Here is an 18991-nt window from a genome sequence, read left to right as displayed (position 1 = left end):
TGTTGCAATTTAGAACAGGTTCTATATTCATTGTTCATGAAGGTCGCAGTCACCGGCGCCGCCGGGTTCCTTGGCACCAATTTGCTTCGCCTGCTTACCGATCGCGGACACGAGGTGACCGCCATCGATCGGGTCCGGCCCACCGGCGTCGCGGAACCGGGTGTCACCTGGGTGACCGGAGACGTGCTCGACCCCGCCTCCATGCGCACCGCGCTCGAGGGGGCCGAGGTGGTGTACCACCTGGTCGCGGTCATCACCCTGGCCCAGAAGAACGACCTCGCCTGGCGCATCAACACCGAGGGAGTGCGCGTGGTCGCCGAGGCGGCGCTCGCCGTCGGCGCGCGCCGGTTCGTGCACGCCAGCTCCATTCACGCGTTCAACCAGTACCAGTGCGGCGGCCGCATCGACGAGCGCACCGCGCGGTCCATCAGCCCGGATCTGCCGGTCTACGACCGGTCCAAATGGCAGGGCGAGGTCGAACTGCGCAAGGTCGTCGACAAGGGGCTCGACGCCGTGCTGTGCAACCCCACCGGTGTCTACGGCCCGGTCGACTACACCCGCTCGCGCATCAACGGCACCCTGCTCGACGCGTCCAAGGGCCGCGTCCCGGTCATGATCGGCGGCAGCTTCGATCTGGTCGACGTGCGCGATGTGGCCCTCGGTCTGGTGCTGGCCGGGGAGTGCGGCCGGACCGGGGAGAACTACCTGATCACCGGCCATATGCAGACCATGTGGGATGTCACCCGGCTGGCCGCGGCCATCAATGGCAGGAAGGGGCCGCGCTTCCTGATTCCGGCGCAGGCCGTCTCGGCCGTCATGCCGGTGCTGGAACCGATGGGCAAGCTCTTCGGCAGTGACATCCTGTCCAAGGCCGCCATGGGCGCGCTCATCTCCGCGCCCGTCGTGGACGGCGCCAAGGCCAGGACTGAACTCGGTTATCAGCCGCGTCCGACCGAGGAGACGGTGCGCGACCTGATCGCCTTCGCCGACAACGAGCTCGGCAAGGTCGACACGCGGCAGATCGCTTGACAGTACCTAGAACACATGTTCGACTGGGAACGTGCGGTGGCAGAACCAGACCCTGGACGCCGATGACGGCGCGCTGCCGGGACTCGAGCGGGCTGGTCTCGTGCGCAGCGTACAGACTCCCGAGTTCGAGGGCATCACTTTCCACGAGGTGCTCTGCAAGAGCGCGCTGAACAAGCTCCCGGAGGGCGGCAGCATGCCGTTCAACTGGACCGTCAATCCCATGCGCGGGTGTTCGCACGCGTGCCGCTACTGTTTCGCGCGCGGCTCGCACGAGTACCTGGACCTGGACGCGGGGCGGGATTTCGACAGCCAGATCGTCGTCAAGACGAATGTGGTGCCCGTCCTGCGCCGAGAGGTGCGCAAGCGCTCCTGGCGGCGGGAAACCGTTGCGCTGGGCTCGAATACGGACCCCTACCAGCGGGCCGAGGGCCGCTACCGGCTGATGCCGGGCATCATCTCCGCGCTCACCGAATCGGGCACGCCCTTCTCGATTCTCACCAAGGGCACGCTCATGCGACGGGACCTGCCGCTGCTCACCCAGGCGGCGCAGCAGGTTCCCATCGATCTGGCGGTGTCGCTCGCCATCCTCGACGAGGATCTGCACCGCGGCCTGGAACCCGGCACGCCGTCGCCGCGGGCCCGCCTGGACCTCATCCGCGCGCTCGCCGACTCCGGATTCGCCGTGAATGTCATGGTGGCACCGGTGATTCCGTATCTCACCGACGGCAAGGCGCATCTGGACGCGCTGTTCGAGGCCATCGCCGACGCGGGCGCGGCCGGGGTCACCGCCTTCCCCATGCATCTGCGCGGCTCCACCCGCGACTGGTTCCTGGAATGGCTGGCCGCCGAGCATCCCGCGCTCATCCGACGCTACCGACAGCTGTACGGTCGCGGGAGTTCGGTGACACCCGAGTATTCTGCTTGGCTGCGCGGCCGTGTCGAGCCGCTGCTGGAGAAACACCGTTTGAACCGTGCACGTCCGGCCGAGCCCGAGCTACGGGCCGTCGCCGAATCCGCATCGCGGCCCGCCGCGGAGCGGACGCCCGACCGGCAACTGGCGCTGTTCGCCTGATCCGGCTGAGATTCACCAGAACAACCGCTGATTTCGCGGGTGTGTCGCGAATACAGCGGAGTAGTTTGGCGTTGATACCTCACAGCGACGAGGAAGTGATGCAGGCGCATGGTTTCGCAGCACGACGATGAACCCCTGGCACCGGCCGGATCTCCGGCGCCCGCGTCCGGAAACGGCGGCGTCACAGAGAAATTGGAAAGGGTGGTAATTCGCTTCGCGGGTGACTCCGGTGACGGCATGCAGCTCACCGGTGATCGATTCACCCACGAGGCCGCCGCCTTCGGCAACGATCTCGCGACCCAGCCCAACTTTCCCGCCGAGATCCGAGCGCCGCAGGGCACGCTGCCGGGCGTCTCGTCGTTCCAGATCCAGATCGCCGATTACGACATCCTCACCGCCGGTGACCAGCCCGATGTGCTGGTGGCGATGAATCCCGCGGCGCTCAAGGCGAATCTGGAGGAGTTGGCGCGCGGTGCCACCGTCATTGTCAATACCGACGAGTTCACCAAGCGGAATCTGGCCAAGGTCGGCTACAGCGGCGATCCGCTCGCCGATGACACGCTGTCGGATTTCGTGGTGCACCGGGTACCGATGACCTCGCTGACGCTCGGCGCAACCGAACCGACCGGTATCGGCAAGAAAGACGGGCAGCGCGCCAAGAATATGTTCGCGCTCGGTTTGCTGTCCTGGATGTACGGGCGGCCGATCAGCGGCACCGAACAGTTCATCCGGGAGAAATTCGCCGCCAAACCCGAGGTGGCGGAAGCAAATATTCTCGCAATTCGGGCGGGCTGGAATTACGGCGAAACCACCGAGGCATTCGCGAGCACCTACGAGGTTGCCCCGGCGACGCTGCCGCCCGGCACCTACCGGCAGATCACCGGCAATACCGCCCTGGCCTACGGCATCGTGGCGGCGGGGCAACTGGCCGGTTTACCGGTCTTCCTGGGCACCTACCCGATCACCCCGGCCTCCGACATCCTGCACGAGCTGAGCAAGCACAAGAGCTTCGGCGTCACCACCTTCCAGGCCGAGGACGAGATCGCCGGAATCGGTGCGGCGCTGGGTGCTTCGATCGGCGGCGCGCTGGGGGTGACCAGCACCTCCGGCCCCGGTCTGGCGCTCAAGAGCGAGACCGTCGGACTGGCCGTCATGACCGAGGTGCCGCTGCTCATCGTGGACGTGCAGCGCGGCGGACCGTCCACGGGCCTGCCGACCAAGACCGAACAGGCCGATCTGCTCCAGGCGCTCTACGGGCGCAACGGCGAATCGCCGGTGGCGGTGCTGGCACCACGCTCACCCGCCGACTGCTTCGACACCGCCGTGCAGGCGGCGCGCATCGCGCTGACCTACCGCACCCCGGTGCTGCTGCTGTCCGACGGGGCCATTGCCAACGGGTCGGAGCCGTGGGCGATTCCGCGGGTGTCGGATCTGCCGCGCATCGATCCCGGATTCGAACCCGATGCCGACGACGAGGGCGGCTTCCAGCCCTACGCACGCGACCCCGAAACCCTGGCCCGCCCGTTCGCTGTCCCGGGCACCAGCGGCCGGGCGCACCGCATCGGCGGTCTCGAAAAGGCCGACGGCAGCGGCAATATCTCCTACGACCCGGCCAATCACGAGCTCATGGTCCGGTTGCGGCAGGCCAAGATCGACGGCATCACCGTGCCCGACCTCGAGGTCGACGACCCGGACGGGCGCGCCGAACTGCTGCTCATCGGATGGGGCAGTTCCTACGGGCCGATCGGCGAGGCGTGCCGCCGGGCCCGCCGCCGCGGCGTACCGGTGGCGCAGGCGCATCTGCGGTATCTGAATCCCTTCCCCGCCAACCTCGGTGAGGTGCTGGGCCGCTATCGCACGGTGGTCGCGCCGGAGATGAACGGCGGTCAGCTCGCCCTGCTGCTGCGGGCGAAATACCTGGTGGACGTGCAGCCCTGGACCAAGATCGCCGGAACGGCGTTCTCGGCGCAGGAACTGGTCGGCGTGATCGACGCGGCACTGGACGGATCCATCGCGGAGATGGAACAGGACAAGGCTTTCGCCGCACGGGCGCGGGCCACCTACCGCACCCCAGGGGGTAAGTGATGACCATTGTCGAGAACCCGTTCGTCGGAACCGATCTGGGGCTCACCGGCCTGTCCGGCGTGCCCGCCGCCGACCGACCGCAGAAGGTCAAGGAGTTCACCTCCGATCAGGAGGTGCGCTGGTGCCCCGGCTGCGGCGACTACGTGATCCTGGCGACCGTGCGCGGTTTCCTGGCCGAACTCGGGCTGCGGCGCGAGAACCTCATGTTCGTCTCGGGGATCGGCTGCTCCAGCCGCTTCCCGTACTACCTGGAAGCCTATGGGCTGCACTCGATCCACGGCCGCGCCCCGGCCATCGCCACCGGACTGGCGGTGACGCGGCCCGATCTGTCCGTCTGGGTGGTGACCGGTGACGGCGACGCGCTCTCCATCGGCGGCAACCACCTCATCCATGCGCTGCGGCGCAATGTGAACATGACGATCCTGCTGTTCAACAACCGGATCTACGGGCTCACCAAGGGGCAGTACTCGCCGACCTCGGAAACCGGCAAGATCACCAAGTCCACCCCGATGGGCTCGGTCGACCACCCCTTCAACACGCTGTCGGTGGCGCTGGGCGCCGAGGCCACCTTCGCCGCCCGCGCCCTGGACTCCGACCGCGCCGGACTCACCGAGGTGCTGCGCGCGGCGGCCGAACACCGGGGCACCTCCTTCGTGGAGATCCTCCAGGACTGCCCGATCTTCAACGACGGCTCCTTCGACAACCTGCGCAAGGAGAACGCCGCCGCCCACCTCGTTCCGCTGCGTCACGGCGAACCGATCCGCTTCGGCGCCGACGGTGAGATGGCGGTGGTGCGCGAGGGGTTCGGGCTGCGCGTCGCCCGCGCCGACAGCGTCGCCGACACCGATATCGTCGTCCACGACGCCTACACCGACAGCCCCGAATACGCCTACGCCCTCTCGCGGCTGTCCGATCAGGACCTCTCGCACGTGGTCACCGGCGTATTCCGCAGCGTCTCCCGCCCGACCTACGACGACGGCGTGCGTGCCCAGGCCGAGACGGCCCGGGAACGCAAGCCGGTGGACGACGACGCCCTGCAGAGTCTGCTCACCGGTCGCGAAACCTGGACCGTCGGATAGCTTTTCAGCGGTCGGACAGCGGTTCAGCGGTCGGCGACGAAGGCGTCGAGGAGTTTCTCCGACAGTGTGGCGAACCGGGTGCGGTTTGCCCGCTGCTCCTCGGTGAGGCCGTCGGTGGTCTCCGGGTCGTAGACGATGACGTGCGCGTCTTGATCCGGCTGCTGCGGGGTGTAGTCGAGAATCATGCTGCTCTGGTTGGAGACGCCCGCATTCCCCATATCCAGGGTGGTCAGCGCCCGCGTCTCGGTGATCGCGGCGGTGACCACCTCCTGCGGAATGGTGCCGGTGATCTCCTGCGGCGGGGTGTTCGCGCTCCGATCCGGATCGGCGGCATCCGGACGCCGAATCGCCCGCCCGTCGGCCTGCACCTCGAGCAGCGGCCGCAAATCGGTGCGGCCGATGAGCCAGCCGTTCGGGATCGACGTGAGCGTGAACAGCATCGGACCCGTGACGGGCGCCGGTGCCGCCGGAGCCACGGGCGAGGCCGGCGCCGGTTCCTGCGCACCGCCGACCCCGCCGCTCACCGTGAGCGCGGCGGCGGTCACCACGACCGCCGCCACCGACCGCAACACGTTCCGCCGCCCGAAAAGTCCTGTAGCACCGCGTGTTCCCATGAACCAATCCCTCCGTACCGGCGAACCTCCCGCCCGCCGACGGTGATTGTCCACCGAAGGGCCACCGCTGCGCGACCCGCGCACGACCGGCCCCGCTCAGAACGCTGCCGACCAACAAGACGTCCGCAAGCCTTCCGATCGACACGTGGCAACTGATCTCGCACCGCTCGGGGTAACTCCTGGGTACGCCTTGATTGGATCGGCATACGACCGCTGGCACGCGTGTATGAGTGTCGACGGCCGTCAGCCGTGCGCTGAAGTGCCGGGGAGGCGGATGAGCGGACGACCGCCAGCACGCGTGCCCGAGTGGTGACGGCTGTCGGCCTTGCGCTGAATGGCGGGGCCGATAAGCAGACGACCCTCAGCACGCACGGGTCCCGACGGCTCAGCAGTGTGCGCTGAGTTCGAGGGTCGCGGCGTGGCGGGCGAACGCGCCGACGTCGCGTGCGGGCGGCAGGCGGGCACACGACCGCTCGCACGCGCGGGCACGTGTCGCAACGGCTCTCCGTCGCGTGCCGAAGTCGCGGAGACGTGGGCGTGCGCGTTGATGTCGTGGTGCGGGTGTGCGCGCTGATTTCGCGGGGAGTCCGGCCCGCTAGCGCAGCGCGGGTGGGTTGCGCAGGTCGCGGGCCGAATAGGTGTCGCAGGCCGCGACTTGGCCGGTCTTGTATCCGGCGAGGAACCACTTCTGGCGTTCCTCGGCCGAACCGTGCGTCCACGCTTCGGGATTCACGCGGCCGGTGGCCTGCTCCTGGATGCGGTCGTCGCCGACGGCGGCCGCGGCGGAGAGAGCGTCGTCGATGTCCTGGTCGGTGAGTGGTTTCAGGAACGGCTGGGTGCTGCCGGGCGCGTTCTGCTTATCGGCGAAGTAGGCCCAGACACCGGCGTAGCAGTCGGCCTGGAGTTCGGTGCGCACGGCGCCCGATTCGGGGCCGCGGGGGTCGCGCTGGGCGCGGCCGAGGTCGCCGAGCAGGTTCTGGATGTGGTGGCCGAATTCGTGGGCGACCACGTACTCCTGGGCGAGCGGGCCGGTGCTCGCGCCGAAGCGGGTGCTGAGTTCCTGGAAGAACGCGGTGTCGAAGTAGGCGGTCTGGTCGGCGGGGCAGTAGAACGGGCCGACGGCGGAGGACGCCTGCCCGCAGCCGGTGTTCACCACGCCGGAGAACAGCCGCACCGCCGGTTCGGTGTAGCGGCGGCCGGTCTGCTGGCCCAGTTCGTCGTCCCACACCGCGTCCAGGCTCTGCACGGTCAGCACCACCCGGCAGTCGACGTACTTGTTGGCGTCCGCGCCGGTGCGGCAGTGTTCGGGCGTCCCCGCCACGCCCTGGTCGGTCTGCCCGTTCTCCGCGCCGGTGAACTGGCCGAGCACCGATCCCGGATCGCCGCCGAGCAGCAGCGTCACCACCAGCGCGATGAGACCCACCGCACCGCCGCCCAGGACCAGCCCGCCGCCCATGCCGGGACCGCCGCCGGAGGAGACCCGGTCCGGGTCGATCTGCATACCTTCGTTGAAGGTCATCGTGCTAGCTCCCGTCTGCGGTCGCCTCGATATTGCGGCAGGACATGAGGATTGAGCGGATCGGAAATCCGCCGTCTTACAGCTTGGCACGGGGAGGTGGATATCGGTTTCCACTCCGGCGACGTGTCTCTCTACGATGGACCCGGCGCCTGTCACTCTCCGGCGCCTCGAATCCGTCGAAAGGACTCCCGTGCTGCGCACCCACTTGGCTGGTTCGCTGCGAAGCGAGCACGCCGGTCAGACCGTCACCCTCACCGGTTGGGTGGCCCGGCGGCGAGACCACGGTGGCGTGATCTTCATCGATCTGCGCGACGCGTCGGGTGTCTCGCAGGCGGTGTTCCGGGAGGGCGAGCCCGCCGAGCAGGCGCACAAGCTGCGCAACGAGTACTGCGTGCGGATCACCGGCGTGGTCGAGGACCGGCCCGAGGGCAGCGGCAACCCGAACCTGCCGACCGGGCAGATCGAGGTGAACGTCAGCGAGCTCGAGGTGCTCAACGAGGCCGCGCCGCTGCCGTTCCAGCTGGACGAGACCCCCGGTGAGGAAGCCCGGCTCAAGTACCGCTACCTGGACCTGCGCCGCGAGGGGCCCGGACATGCCATCCGGCTGCGGTCCAAGGTCAACGCCGCCGCCCGCGACGTGCTGGCCAGGCACGCCTTCGTCGAGGTCGAGACGCCGACCATGACCCGGTCCACCCCGGAGGGCGCGCGCGACTTCCTGGTGCCCGCGCGCTTGCAGCCGGGCAAGTTCTACGCGCTGCCGCAGAGCCCGCAGCTGTTCAAGCAGCTGCTCATGGTGGCCGGTGTCGAGCGGTACTACCAGATCGCGCGCTGCTACCGCGACGAGGACTTCCGCGCCGACCGGCAGCCGGAGTTCACCCAGCTCGACATCGAGATGAGCTTCGTCACCCAGGAGGATGTGATCCTGCTGGCCGAGGACATCCTGGTGGCGCTGTGGAAGCTCATCGGCCACGAGATCGCGACGCCGATCCCGCACATGACCTACGCCGAGGCGATGCGCCGCTTCGGCACCGACAAGCCGGACCTGCGCTTCGGCGTCGAGATCACCGAGATGGCGGAGTACTTCAAGGACACGCCGTTCCGGGTGTTCCAGTCGCCGTACGTGGGTGCGGTGGTCATGCCCGGCGGGGCGAGCCAGCCGCGTCGCCAGCTCGACGCCTGGCAGGAGTGGGCCAAGCAGCGCGGTGCGAAGGGCCTGGCTTATGTGCTGATCGGCGAGGACGGCGAGCTCAGCGGTCCGGTCGCCAAGAACCTGAGCGAGGCCGAGCGCGAGGGCCTGGCCAAGTTCGTGGGCGCGAACCCGGGCGACTGCGTGTTCTTCGCCGCCGGTGAGGCCAAGTCCAGCCGGGCCCTGCTGGGTGCGGCGCGCGGGGAGATCGCCCGCAAGTGCGGTCTGATCGACGAGAACGAGTGGGCCTTCGTCTGGGTGGTGGACGCGCCCATGTTCGAACCCGCCGCCGACGCCACCGCCAGCGGCGATGTGGCGCTGGGCCATTCGGCCTGGACCGCGGTGCACCACGCGTTCACCTCGCCCAAACCGGAATACCTGGACACCTTCGACACCGATCCGGGCGCGGCGCTGGCCTACGCCTACGACATCGTCTGCAACGGCAACGAGATCGGCGGCGGCTCCATCCGCATCCACCGCGGTGACGTGCAGGAGCGGGTGTTCAAGGTGATGGGCATCAGCCATGAGGAGGCGCAGGAGAAGTTCGGCTTCCTGCTCGACGCCTTCCAGTACGGCGCCCCGCCGCACGGCGGCATCGCCTTCGGCTGGGACCGCATCACCGCCCTGCTCGCCGGCGTCGACTCCATCCGCGAGGTCATCGCCTTCCCCAAGTCCGGCGGCGGCGTCGACCCCCTCACCGACGCCCCCACCCCGATCACCCCACAGCAACGCAAGGAAGCGGGCCTGGACGTGAAGGTGGACGAGAACGGCGTTCCGATCGTCGAGGGCAAGAACAAGTAGGTCTCCGTGCGGAGTCGATGAGCGCGCGCCGGGAATCCCGGCGCGCGCTCGTGCGTCGTGCCTCGGACGCCACGGTAAGACTGGACGGTTGCTTGTGAGTTGTCCTGTGCCCCTTCGGATCTCGCCGAGTTCGGCGTGTAACGCCGGGCCGTGTGCCGAGATATCACCGGTGCGATGACCAGCAGGGCATCGTGAGGTACACCGACCCCGAGGTGCTCCGTGCCCGATCCCGAAGATCACGACGATCCCGATGAACGGCGGCGCGCCGAGTCGGCCGCGACCCAGCACATCTCGATCACCACCTCCAACGGCAGCGTGAACTTCTCGCACGGCAGCACCGGTGCGAACCAGTCGGCCTCGAATGGTGCGCACGATCCGAAGTCCCCTCGGCGCGGCCGGTGGACGCTGATCGGCACCTGGGTCGCGGCGGTCGCCACCGTTGTCGGTGTGGTGGTCGCGGTGGTCCTCGCGGCCCCCTGGAAGCCCGAACCCGAGGCGGGCATCCCGCACAGTACGGCCCCCGTGCCGAGTGCGGAGCCGATCACGCCCACCGCGGCGGTCACGACGACCCGCGCCTCGGTCACCTCGACCACTCCGGCCGGTGAACGCTGGTACAACCTCGTCGAGTACCGGTCGGTGGTGTGGAACAACGGCTTCGACACCGTCGATCCGGTACAGATCGGAACCGAGAGCTTTCCCGGCAGCATTGTCGGCTACTACCCGTCGAGCCTGAGTGATGCGATGAACAAGGCCATCTGGGTGTTGGGCGGCAACTGTTCCAAACTGTCGGTATGGATCGGCAAGGACGCGGCGTCGCCCTATTCGGCCGGTGCCGGGCGATTCGTGGTGCGCGGTGACGATGCGGATCTGTTCACCGGGGAGAAGGGCATGAGCGATCCGGCCGAGGAGGTGTCGGTGGATCTCACCGGCGTGGTCCGGCTGACCCTGCTCGACACGCGGCGTTCCCAGGACGCGAAGAACGCCTGGGGGACGCCGCGGGTCTACTGCTCGGCGCCGCCGGGGAAGAAACGCTGACGCGGTTCGGCGGGTCCGGTGATGGTCACAGCGGGGCGACCAGGCCGCCGGTCAGGGTGCGGTAGGCGTAGGTGACGGCGATGGCCGATACCGGGCCGGCGACCAGTAGGCCCAGGCCGCAGAGGAGGGCGCCGATGGTGGTCATGACGGCGACGACCAGGGCCAGGAGCACGGTGGGGACCGGGTTGCGGATGACCAGTTGGGCGCTGGACTTGATCGCCTCGATGGGGCTCATGTCCTCGTCGATGACGAAGTTCAGGGCGAACATGCACAGCACGCCGACGATGACCGCGGGGAAAACACAGGCCAGGGAGGCGATGAAGCAGCCCACGAGGACGATCAGGGCGGTGAGCAGGACGTTGCCCGCATTGACGAAGCCGAAGAAGGAGGGGAAATCGGTTGGGGTGCCGTCGGTTTCGTAGAGTGCGCCGCGGATCATGGCGGCCTGGAGCAGCCAGACCATGAGCGAGGCGATGGCGAAGACCAGCAGCACCACCGACAGCGATTGCACGTCGGCGATATTCACCAGCAGCACGACCACCAGGTAGGCGATCAGCCCGACCATCACGATGCCGAGCCACGGAACGGGATTGAGGCGGAACCGATCCCAGCCGTAGGCGATGGCGCGGCCGACGTCGAGCTTCTCGCCGGTGGCGTGGTGCGGTCCGCCCGGCTGGGCGGAACCGACGGAACCCGGGGCACCCGGCGGCGGACCCGACGGGGTCGCGCCGGGCGGCATCGCGCCCGACTGTGCGGCGGCACCCGGTTGGGTCGGGGCACCGTAGGTCTGGCCCGCCCCGTACTGCTGGCCCGGGGTCTGGCCCGCCCCGTAAGGCTGCCCCGCGGGTTGGCCCGTGCCGTACGGCTGCTCCGGGCCGGGCTGGGGCGCAGCGCCGTAGGGCTGTCCGGTGCCGGGCTGGGACGGAGCGCCGTAGGGCTGCCCCGCGCCAGGTTGGGACGGAGCGCCGTAGGGCTGTCCGGTGCCGGGTTGCGGTGGCTGTCCCTGCGACGCGCCCGACTGCGGGGGTTGGCCGTAGCCGGGTGGCGGCGGCATACCGGGACCGCTCGAACTGCCCTGCGACGGCATGGGTGGCGGCGGCTCCACGGGCTCGCTGCCGTACTGCGCCGCGCCCGGCCCCTCGAACTGGGGGTAGCCGCGCGGGCCCGGCATTTCGTGGCGGCCGTGCTCGGGACCGTTGCCCGCACCCGCCGAATGCGGTGTCGGCTCGGTGTTTTGATGGTGGCCGGAACGGGTGGGTTGCCGCTCATCGCCCTTCTGTGAGGGCGTTTCGTCCGATTCGCTCGGTGTGTCGGGCGGTGTGCCGGTCATCGTCACGGACCTTTCACATTTACCGGTTTACGGTGTGGCGCACAGCAGTTGAAGATGAGACAACCGGACCGTAATGGTTGTGTCAAGCAACCAGCGCCGTGTGGGCAAACCCTTGACGCGGACACGCCGAACGACGCGCGAAAGGTTGCGCAACCGCTCGCTGAAAGTGACCTGGAGCGAGTAACTTGGGACGCGATGACCGCACTATTGGCCGAACGCGCCGCCGAAGTCGTGTCCGCGGCACAACAGTTGCTCACAAAGCGAATGGGTGCTCCGGTAAAGCTGAGTGATCCTATGGAACTCAGCGGTAGTGGTAGGACGACAGTCCTACGCGTGCGTGTTGCGGAGAACGCATTTTCACTTCCGCGAACCCTGATTATCAAGCAGGTTCGCGGTGCCGCGCAGGAGCGACGCACCGGAGGTATGGCCCCCGGTGTCGCCAGTATCGACTCGGCATTCCTTCGGGAGGCGGTGTCGTACCAGTTCACCACCGCACTCGGACGCGACCACCGGCCCGGGGCGTACCTACTCGGCTACAGCCTGCCCGACCGCCTGCTCATCCTGAGCGACCTCGGGGAGAACTCTCCGCTCACCGCGGTGCTCCAGGCCGGGCAGGAGCCCGCCGGGCGCAATGCCCTCATGGCATTCGCGCAGGCGCTGGGCCGCATGCACGCCGCGACCGTGGGCCGCGAGGCCGATTTCGTCGCCCTGCTACGCCGCGTCGACGTGGTGCACCGTGTCGACGGCATCGCCCAGCAGGCCGAATCCGCCGTCGCCGAGGTGCCGCTCATGCTGCAGCGCGAACTCGGCATCGACGTGCCGGGTGAGATCGCCGAGCGCATCGTGCGCGGTAACCGGCTGTTCTCCGCGGGCCGCTACCGCGCGTTCAGCCCCTCCGACCTGTGCCCGGACAATGTGATCCTCAACGAGGAGGGCGCACGGTTCCTCGACTACGAGTGGGGCGGCTTCCGCGACGCCACCCTCGATATCGCCTACGCCCTGGTCTCCTTCCCCGGCTGCCTGTGCGATGTCGAACTGTCCCGCGAACGCGCGCGTCAGATGGTGGAGGCGTGGCGCTCCGAGGTGGTGGCGGTCTGGCCCTCGCTCGCCGACGACGAGGTGCTGGCCGAGCGCATTCTCGAGGCCCGGCTCATCTGGGTGTGGCTGTCGACCTACTGGTTCCTGCCCGCCGACCACACCCGCATCGCGGCCGCGCGCGAACACGGACTCTCGATACCGCGCTCCGCCGCCCTGATCAACCGCTGGGCCGCCCTGGCCGAGGACGCCCGCTGCATCGGCGACGACACCCTCGGCGACTTCGCCGAGCATGTGTCGGCGACCCTCGAGGAGCACTGGGAGGAGTAGGGCGTTCGGATCGCCCGCCGCCCGGCGGGCTCCGCCCAGCTCGTCCCCGCTGCGTGCGGCGGGCGGGCCGCACCGGCGTCAGTCGAGCAGCGGCGCGCTGCGCGGCTCCACCCGACCGCCCCGGCGGACGGCGAACGAAGCACCGTGGCGCACACCGGTATTCGGGTCGGCCACATCACCGACGTAGAACCAGTCCATCTGCGCCTGCTCGGCGTCCACATGCAGCACGCCGTATCCGTGTGAATCCACCTCGACGTAGCGCAGGTGCCGGTTCACCGATTGCAGCGCGCCCTCGGCGGCCACCGAGACGGTGCGCGGCGGGGTCCGCATGATGTCGCCGACACTCTGCGAGGTCACCGACGGCACGACGAATTCCGCGCCCGCCGTGGGGCTCGCCGGGTAGGTGGCCGCGTCCAGCGGCAGGTCGGCGGCCCAGGAGGAATGGATATCGCCGGTCAGGAAGACCACATCGCCGACCTGGTTGTCGGTGATGGCGGTGAGCAGGCGCTTGCGGTCGGCGGTGTAGCCGTCCCACTGGTCCAGGTTGGCGGGAATGCCGCCCTCCGGAATGCCGATCAGCTGGGTGAGCGCGGCGGTGGTGGCCGGATCCAGCGGCGGGAAGACCAGCGGCGCGATCATGACCGGATTGCCGACCAGCTTCCAGGTCACCGGCGCGGACACCAAACCGTTGGTGACCCAATCCATTTGGGCCGGGCCGGTGATACTGCGGTCGGGAGCGTCCACCTGTCGCCAGCCGGGGCCCGCCTGCACCTGCTGGGTGCGGTAGCTGCGCAGATCCAGCATGGACAGTTCGGCCAGCGTGCCGAATCGCAGCCGCCGGTAGAGGCGGCCGTCGGCGCCCGCGCGCACCGGCATCCATTCCAGATACGCCTGGAGCGCGGCCGCCCGCCGCTGCTGCCAGTCGCCCTCCGCACCCGGCGTGTGGTTCTCCGCGCCACCCGCCCACGCGTCGTTGGCGGTCTCGTGGTCGTCCCAGATGCAGATGAACGGCAATGTGGCGTGCAGGTTCGTCAGATCGGGATCGGTCTTGTACTGAGCGTGGCGAATGCGATAGTCGGCCAGCGAGACGATCTCGTGCGCGGGTTCGTGTCGCCGCGCGGAGCCGAGTCGGCCACCGTATTCGCCCGCCTCGTACTCGTAGAGATAGTCGCCGAGATGGACGACGGCGTCCAGATCGGTGCGGACGGTCAGATGCCGGTAGGCGCTGAAGAAGCCGGCCTCCCAGTTGGCGCAGGAGACGACGCCGAAGCGCAGCCGGTCGGGGGCGTCGCCGGTGGCGGGGGCGGTGCGGGTGCGGCCGATCGGCGAGGTCTGATCCAGGGCGGTGAAGCGGTAGCGGTAGTCGCGACCCGCGGCCAGGCCCGAGACGTCCACCTTCACGGTGTGATCGGAATCGGCGGTGGCCGTGTGGGTTCCGGAGGCGACGACGGTGCCGAACCCCTCGTCGGTGGCCACCTCCCAGCGGACCCGCACCGGCTCGCCCACGCCGGAGCCGGGCGTGGCCGCGGCCGACGGGGTGACGCGGGTCCACAGGATCACCCGATCCGGCAGCGGGTCCCCGGAGGCCAGACCGTGCTGGAACACCGGATGCTCGGCGCGGGCCGTGGCCCTGGTGAGCAGGGTGGCCGCGACCGCCGCGGTGCTGCCGGTGAGTACGGTGCGTCGGTCGAGCCGGGCGGAGTTGATCGCGGGGAGAGGCACGGCAACGATCACACCCGATCGGTATGCCCGAGGCAAACTTGGACACGTGAACAGTCGGTGAAGGAGTGCGGACCTGCGCGTCCGGTTGTGTCGGGGCGGCTCGGTAGGGTTTCGCCTGTGAGTGAAGGGCTGTTCGACGCGCCAGGGGCCGAGCCGGTGTCCGACCAGTACACGTCGTCCTCGCCCACCGCCGACCGCTTCGCGCCCCTGGCCGTGCGCATGCGTCCGCGGAGCCTGGACGAAGTGGTCGGGCAGCGGCATCTGCTCGGCGCGGGCTCACCGCTGCGCCGGCTGATCGAGGGTTCCGGTGCGGCCTCGGTCCTGCTGTTCGGCCCGCCCGGCACCGGCAAGACCACCCTCGCCTCGCTCATCTCGCAGGCCACCGGGCGGCGCTTCGAGGCGCTGTCCGCGCTGTCGGCGGGGGTCAAGGAGGTACGCGCGGTCATCGACGTGGCGCGGCGGCGGCTGCTGCACGGCGAGCAGACCGTGCTGTTCATCGACGAGGTGCACCGGTTCTCCAAGACCCAGCAGGACGCCCTGCTCGCCGCCGTCGAGAACCGCATCGTGCTGCTGGTCGGCGCGACCACCGAGAATCCGTCGTTCTCCGTGGTGTCACCGCTGCTGTCGCGCTCGCTGGTGCTGCAACTGCAATCCCTCACCGCCGACGAGGTGCGCGAGGTGCTGCGCCGGGCGGCCGCCGACCTGCGCGGTCTGGCGGGGGAGTACACCGTCACCGACGCGGCGCTCGACCACATCGTGCGCATCGCGGGCGGCGACGCGCGGCGCGCGCTCACCGCCCTGGAAGCCTCCGCCGAATCCTCGCTGGACGGCACCGTCGACGTGGACCTGGTGGAGGCCAGCGTCGACAAGGCCGCCGTCCGCTACGACCGCGCCGGTGACCAGCACTACGACGTGATCAGCGCCTTCATCAAATCCCTGCGCGGCTCCGACGTGGACGCGGCCCTGCACTACCTGGCCCGGATGATCACCGCGGGCGAGGATCCGCGATTCATCGCCCGCCGCTTGATGATCCAGGCCAGCGAGGAGGTCGGCATGGCCGACCCCACCGCGCTGCAGACCGCCGTGGCCGCCGCCCAGGTCGTCCAACTCGTCGGCATGCCGGAAGCGCAACTCGCGCTCACCCAGGCCACCATCCACATCGCCACCGCCCCCAAATCCGGCGGCGTGGTCAAGGCCATCGGCAAGGCCATGTCCGACATCTCCGCGGGCAAGGCGGGCGCGGTGCCCCCGCACCTGCGCGACGGCCACTACTCCGGAGCCAAGGCTCTCGGAAACGCCCAAGGCTACAAGTACCCCCACGACCATCCCGACGGCGTCCTCACCCAGCAGTACCCACCCGACGAACTGATCGGCGTCGATTACTACGAACCCACCGACCACGGCTACGAACGCGAGATCGGCCCCCGCGTCACCAAACTCCGCCGCATCGTCCGCGGCAGGTGACCGAGTCGCGTGTCCAGCGTGTCGCCGTGGCGAGCCGTTGTGAAAGACTGTCTTCGCAGCACACTGGGGCATACGGTGGCCGTGTCGACAATCCGATGCGGCCGACGGAATGGAGGGTTTCGGTGACCGCCATGGCTGACCGACCGCAGATGCTCGTCGAGGATTTCGAAGAACTTGCGCGACTCGCCCAGCAAGCGGGTGAGGGGATCAGGCTCGAATTCATCTACGGCAAGCTGGGGGTCAAGCCGGTGCCCGACGGCGATCATGTCGAGATAGTCCAGTGGCTGATGGAACACGTCTTCCGGCAGCGGCCCGATCTGTCGATCTATCCGGGAAACGAGTTGAAGGTCGAGGCGTATCGAGGAGGCCGGGCAATTCCCGACGCGGTCATCGCGCCGAAGCGTTCGTTCGCAGGTCAACCGCTCTGGAAGAATCCGGATCCAGTTCTGTTGGCTGCGGAGGTAACGTCATTTGATTCGGATACCGACCGTCGTGACCGCGTGCAGAAGCCGCGTGCCTACGCGGAAACGGGAATCCCGGTGTACCTCTTGATCGACCGTGACGCTGCGGAAGTCGTGGTGTACAGCCGACCGGTCCGGTCGGTGTACTCCTCGATCATTCGTCTCCCGTTCGGTGAGCGAGTCGAACTGCCGGAGCCGATCGGAATCACGCTGGATACCGAGCCGTTGAAGGATTTCGTCCGCTGAGGCGATGCGTGTCCGATGCCCGTACACGGAGCGTGGGTAGGCATCGGCGGCATCGCTGGCGCATGTGTTACGGCGTGATCAGCCCGTTCTCGATCGCGATCTTCTCGATGTCCTGCGGGGTGCCCGCCATGATGGTGCGCACGTGCGTCGTGATGAGTTCGACCGGCCAGTTCCACCACGCCGCGCGGAGCAGGCGGGCGACGTCCTCGTCGGGGTAGCGCTGTTTGACCGGTTGGGCCGGGTTGCCGCCGACGATGGTGTAGGGCGGGACGTCGGTGGTGACGACCGCGCCGGTGGCGATGACGGCACCGTCGCCGATGTGGACGCCGGGCATGATCAGCGTGTTGTAGCCGAACCAGACGTCGTTGCCGACGACGGTGTCGCCCTTACTGGGGATGGACGTGATGATGTCCATGGTCTCCTCGGCCCAGGTGCCGCCGAAGATGGTGAAGGGGAAGGTGGATACGCCCTGGGTGGGGTGGTTGGCCCCGGCCATGATGAAACGGGTGCCGGTGGCGATCGCGCAGAATTTGCCGATCACCAGTTTCTCCGGGCCGAAGGCGTAGAGCACATTGCGGTTCTCGAAGTCGGTGGCCGCGTCCGGATCATCGAAGTAGGTGTAGTCGCCGACCTCGATCTTGTCGGATTCGACGTGCGGCTTCAGGAAGACGGTCCGGTCGGTATGCGGCAGTGGAAAGGGCGCTGATGGGTCCGGGATCACAGTCACCCCGGCGATGGTAGCCATCCGGCGGTGGTCGCCGAAAACCCGCTGGACCGGCAACGGTAGGCTGGATAGTTGTGCAGACCCACGAGATTCGACGGCGCTTCCTGGAGCATTTCGTTCGTGCCGGACACGCCGAGGTACCCAGTGCCTCGCTGGTCCTGCCCGACCCCAACCTGCTGTTCGTCAACGCGGGCATGGTCCAGTTCAAGCCGTATTTCCTGGGCCAGGAGGCACCGCCGTACACCCGGGCGACCAGCGTGCAGAAGTGTGTGCGCACCGGTGACATCGAAGAGGTGGGCGTCACCACCCGGCACAACACGTTCTTCCAGATGGCCGGAAACTTCTCCTTCGGCGACTACTTCAAGGAGGGGGCCATCACCCTCGCCTGGGAGCTGATCACCAAGTCCCAGGAAGAAGGTGGCTTCGGCTTCGACCCCGAGCGCATCTGGGTCACCGCCTACGAATCCGATCCGGAGGCGGCCGAGATCTGGCACCGCGTCGCGGGCATCCCCACCGAGCGCATCCAGTTCCGCGACGGCAAGGACAACTACTGGGATATGGGCGTGCCCGGTCCCGGCGGCCCCTGCTCGGAGATCTACTACGACCGCGGTCCGGAATACGGTGCGGAAGGCGGCCCGGTCGCCGACGAGGACCGCTACCTCGAGATCTGGAACCTGGTGTTCATGCAGGACATCCGTGGTGAGCAGAGCCCCAAGCAGGGCTTCCCTCCGGTCGGGTCGCTGCCCAAGAAGAACATCGACACCGGTATGGGCGTCGAGCGCGTCGCCATGCTGCTGCAGGGCGTGGAGAACGTCTACGAGACCGACCTGCTGCGCCCCATCATCGACAAGGCCGAGCAGCTGACCGGCCGCTCCTACGGCGTGGAGCACGCCGACGATGTGCGCTTCCGTGTGATCGCCGACCACGTGCGCAGCTCCGCCATGCTCATCGCCGACGGGGTGAACCCGGGCAATGACGGTCGTGGCTACGTGCTGCGCCGCCTGCTGCGCCGCATCGTGCGCTCGGCCCGCCTGCTCGGTGCGGAGAAGCCGGTGATGGCCGAATTCATGAAGGTCGTCAGCGATCTCATGGCGCCGTCGTATCCGGAGCTGTCCACCGACTACAAGCGCATCGAGACGGTGGCCGTCGGCGAGGAGACCGCCTTCCTCAAGACGCTGAACACCGGCTCCAAGCTGTTCGACGAGACCGTCGAGCAGGTGAAGGCCCAGGGCGGCCGGAAGATCGCCGGTTCGGACGCC

General features: G+C 68.4%; 15 protein-coding genes. 10 read left to right on the top strand and 5 right to left on the bottom strand.

From position 1 onward, the window contains the following. Positions 1–36: 36 nt before the first annotated feature. The 4 genes from QJS31_RS10815 (at position 37) to QJS31_RS10800 (ending at position 5265) form a co-directional block, all read left to right on the top strand. On the top strand, positions 37–1029 hold the full coding sequence (locus tag QJS31_RS10815) for an NAD-dependent epimerase/dehydratase family protein (RefSeq protein WP_306356574.1): 993 nt from the start codon (positions 37–39) through the stop codon (positions 1027–1029). Positions 1030–1060: 31 nt separating this feature from the next. Further along, positions 1061–2101: an Rv2578c family radical SAM protein gene (locus tag QJS31_RS10810; RefSeq protein ID WP_306356573.1), complete on the top strand. Its 1041-nt coding sequence runs from the start codon at positions 1061–1063 to the stop codon at positions 2099–2101. A gap of 108 nt (positions 2102–2209) precedes the next feature. Then, positions 2210–4186 carry a 2-oxoacid:acceptor oxidoreductase subunit alpha gene (locus tag QJS31_RS10805; RefSeq protein ID WP_306356572.1) on the top strand — a complete coding sequence of 659 codons (1977 nt, stop codon included), beginning with the start codon at positions 2210–2212 and terminating at the stop codon, positions 4184–4186. Next, entirely contained in the window at positions 4186–5265 is a 1080-nt protein-coding gene (locus QJS31_RS10800) for a 2-oxoacid:ferredoxin oxidoreductase subunit beta (protein WP_306356571.1), read from the top strand. Before QJS31_RS10805 ends, QJS31_RS10800 begins: the two co-directional genes overlap by 1 nt. Before the next feature lie 23 nt (positions 5266–5288). On the opposite strand, the gene QJS31_RS10795 is transcribed toward QJS31_RS10800, so the two are convergent. Continuing rightward, complete coding sequence (locus QJS31_RS10795) at positions 5289–5879, bottom strand: hypothetical protein (RefSeq protein ID WP_282783988.1); 591 nt, start codon at positions 5877–5879, stop codon at positions 5289–5291. A 595-nt stretch (positions 5880–6474) separates the two neighbouring features. After that, entirely contained in the window at positions 6475–7398 is a 924-nt protein-coding gene (locus QJS31_RS10790; RefSeq protein WP_282783990.1) for a neutral zinc metallopeptidase, read from the bottom strand. Positions 7399–7588: 190 nt separating this feature from the next. Between QJS31_RS10790 and aspS the strand changes: the two genes are divergently transcribed. Together aspS and QJS31_RS10780 are read left to right on the top strand one after the other, a co-directional pair. Next, positions 7589–9385 carry an aspartate--tRNA ligase gene (aspS, locus tag QJS31_RS10785; protein WP_282783992.1) on the top strand — a complete coding sequence of 599 codons (1797 nt, stop codon included), beginning with the start codon at positions 7589–7591 and terminating at the stop codon, positions 9383–9385. A 219-nt stretch (positions 9386–9604) separates the two neighbouring features. Continuing rightward, entirely contained in the window at positions 9605–10420 is an 816-nt protein-coding gene (locus tag QJS31_RS10780) for an NPCBM/NEW2 domain-containing protein (RefSeq protein ID WP_282784399.1), read from the top strand. A gap of 25 nt (positions 10421–10445) precedes the next feature. Here QJS31_RS10780 and QJS31_RS10775 read toward each other — a convergent pair whose 3' ends face one another. Next, the gene (locus QJS31_RS10775; RefSeq protein WP_282784401.1) at positions 10446–11750 is read right to left on the bottom strand and encodes a hypothetical protein; all 1305 of its coding nucleotides are present in this window, start codon (positions 11748–11750) and stop codon (positions 10446–10448) included. Between the two features lie 195 nt (positions 11751–11945). Between QJS31_RS10775 and QJS31_RS10770 the strand changes: the two genes are divergently transcribed. Next, a complete protein-coding gene (locus QJS31_RS10770; RefSeq protein ID WP_029924359.1) occupies positions 11946–13115 on the top strand; it encodes a phosphotransferase family protein in 1170 nt (389 codons plus the stop codon). Positions 13116–13193: 78 nt separating this feature from the next. On the opposite strand, the gene QJS31_RS10765 is transcribed toward QJS31_RS10770, so the two are convergent. Next, the gene (locus QJS31_RS10765) at positions 13194–14837 is read right to left on the bottom strand and encodes an alkaline phosphatase (protein ID WP_282784403.1); all 1644 of its coding nucleotides are present in this window, start codon (positions 14835–14837) and stop codon (positions 13194–13196) included. Positions 14838–14954: 117 nt separating this feature from the next. Between QJS31_RS10765 and QJS31_RS10760 the strand changes: the two genes are divergently transcribed. Together QJS31_RS10760 and QJS31_RS10755 are read left to right on the top strand one after the other, a co-directional pair. Then, positions 14955–16301 (top strand): replication-associated recombination protein A, encoded by a 1347-nt coding sequence (locus QJS31_RS10760; RefSeq protein WP_372341774.1) that lies wholly within the window; start codon positions 14955–14957, stop codon positions 16299–16301. 131 nt (positions 16302–16432) lie between these two features. Then, positions 16433–17008 carry a Uma2 family endonuclease gene (locus QJS31_RS10755; RefSeq protein ID WP_282784411.1) on the top strand — a complete coding sequence of 192 codons (576 nt, stop codon included), beginning with the start codon at positions 16433–16435 and terminating at the stop codon, positions 17006–17008. Between the two features lie 67 nt (positions 17009–17075). Here QJS31_RS10755 and QJS31_RS10750 read toward each other — a convergent pair whose 3' ends face one another. Beyond that, positions 17076–17753 (bottom strand): CatB-related O-acetyltransferase, encoded by a 678-nt coding sequence (locus QJS31_RS10750; protein ID WP_372341775.1) that lies wholly within the window; start codon positions 17751–17753, stop codon positions 17076–17078. Positions 17754–17806: 53 nt separating this feature from the next. Here QJS31_RS10750 and QJS31_RS10745 point away from each other — a divergent pair. Continuing rightward, the coding region (locus tag QJS31_RS10745; protein ID WP_306356570.1) for an alanine--tRNA ligase-related protein at positions 17807–18991 on the top strand (1185 nt) is incomplete at its 3' end.

The sequence above is a fragment of the Nocardia sp. CC213A genome (assembly GCF_030766805.1).
Classification (GTDB): Bacteria; Actinomycetota; Actinomycetes; order Mycobacteriales; family Mycobacteriaceae; genus Nocardia; species Nocardia otitidiscaviarum.
The sequence above is the reverse complement of the archived record's forward strand: the minus strand, read 5'-3'. Positions and strand labels throughout refer to the sequence as shown.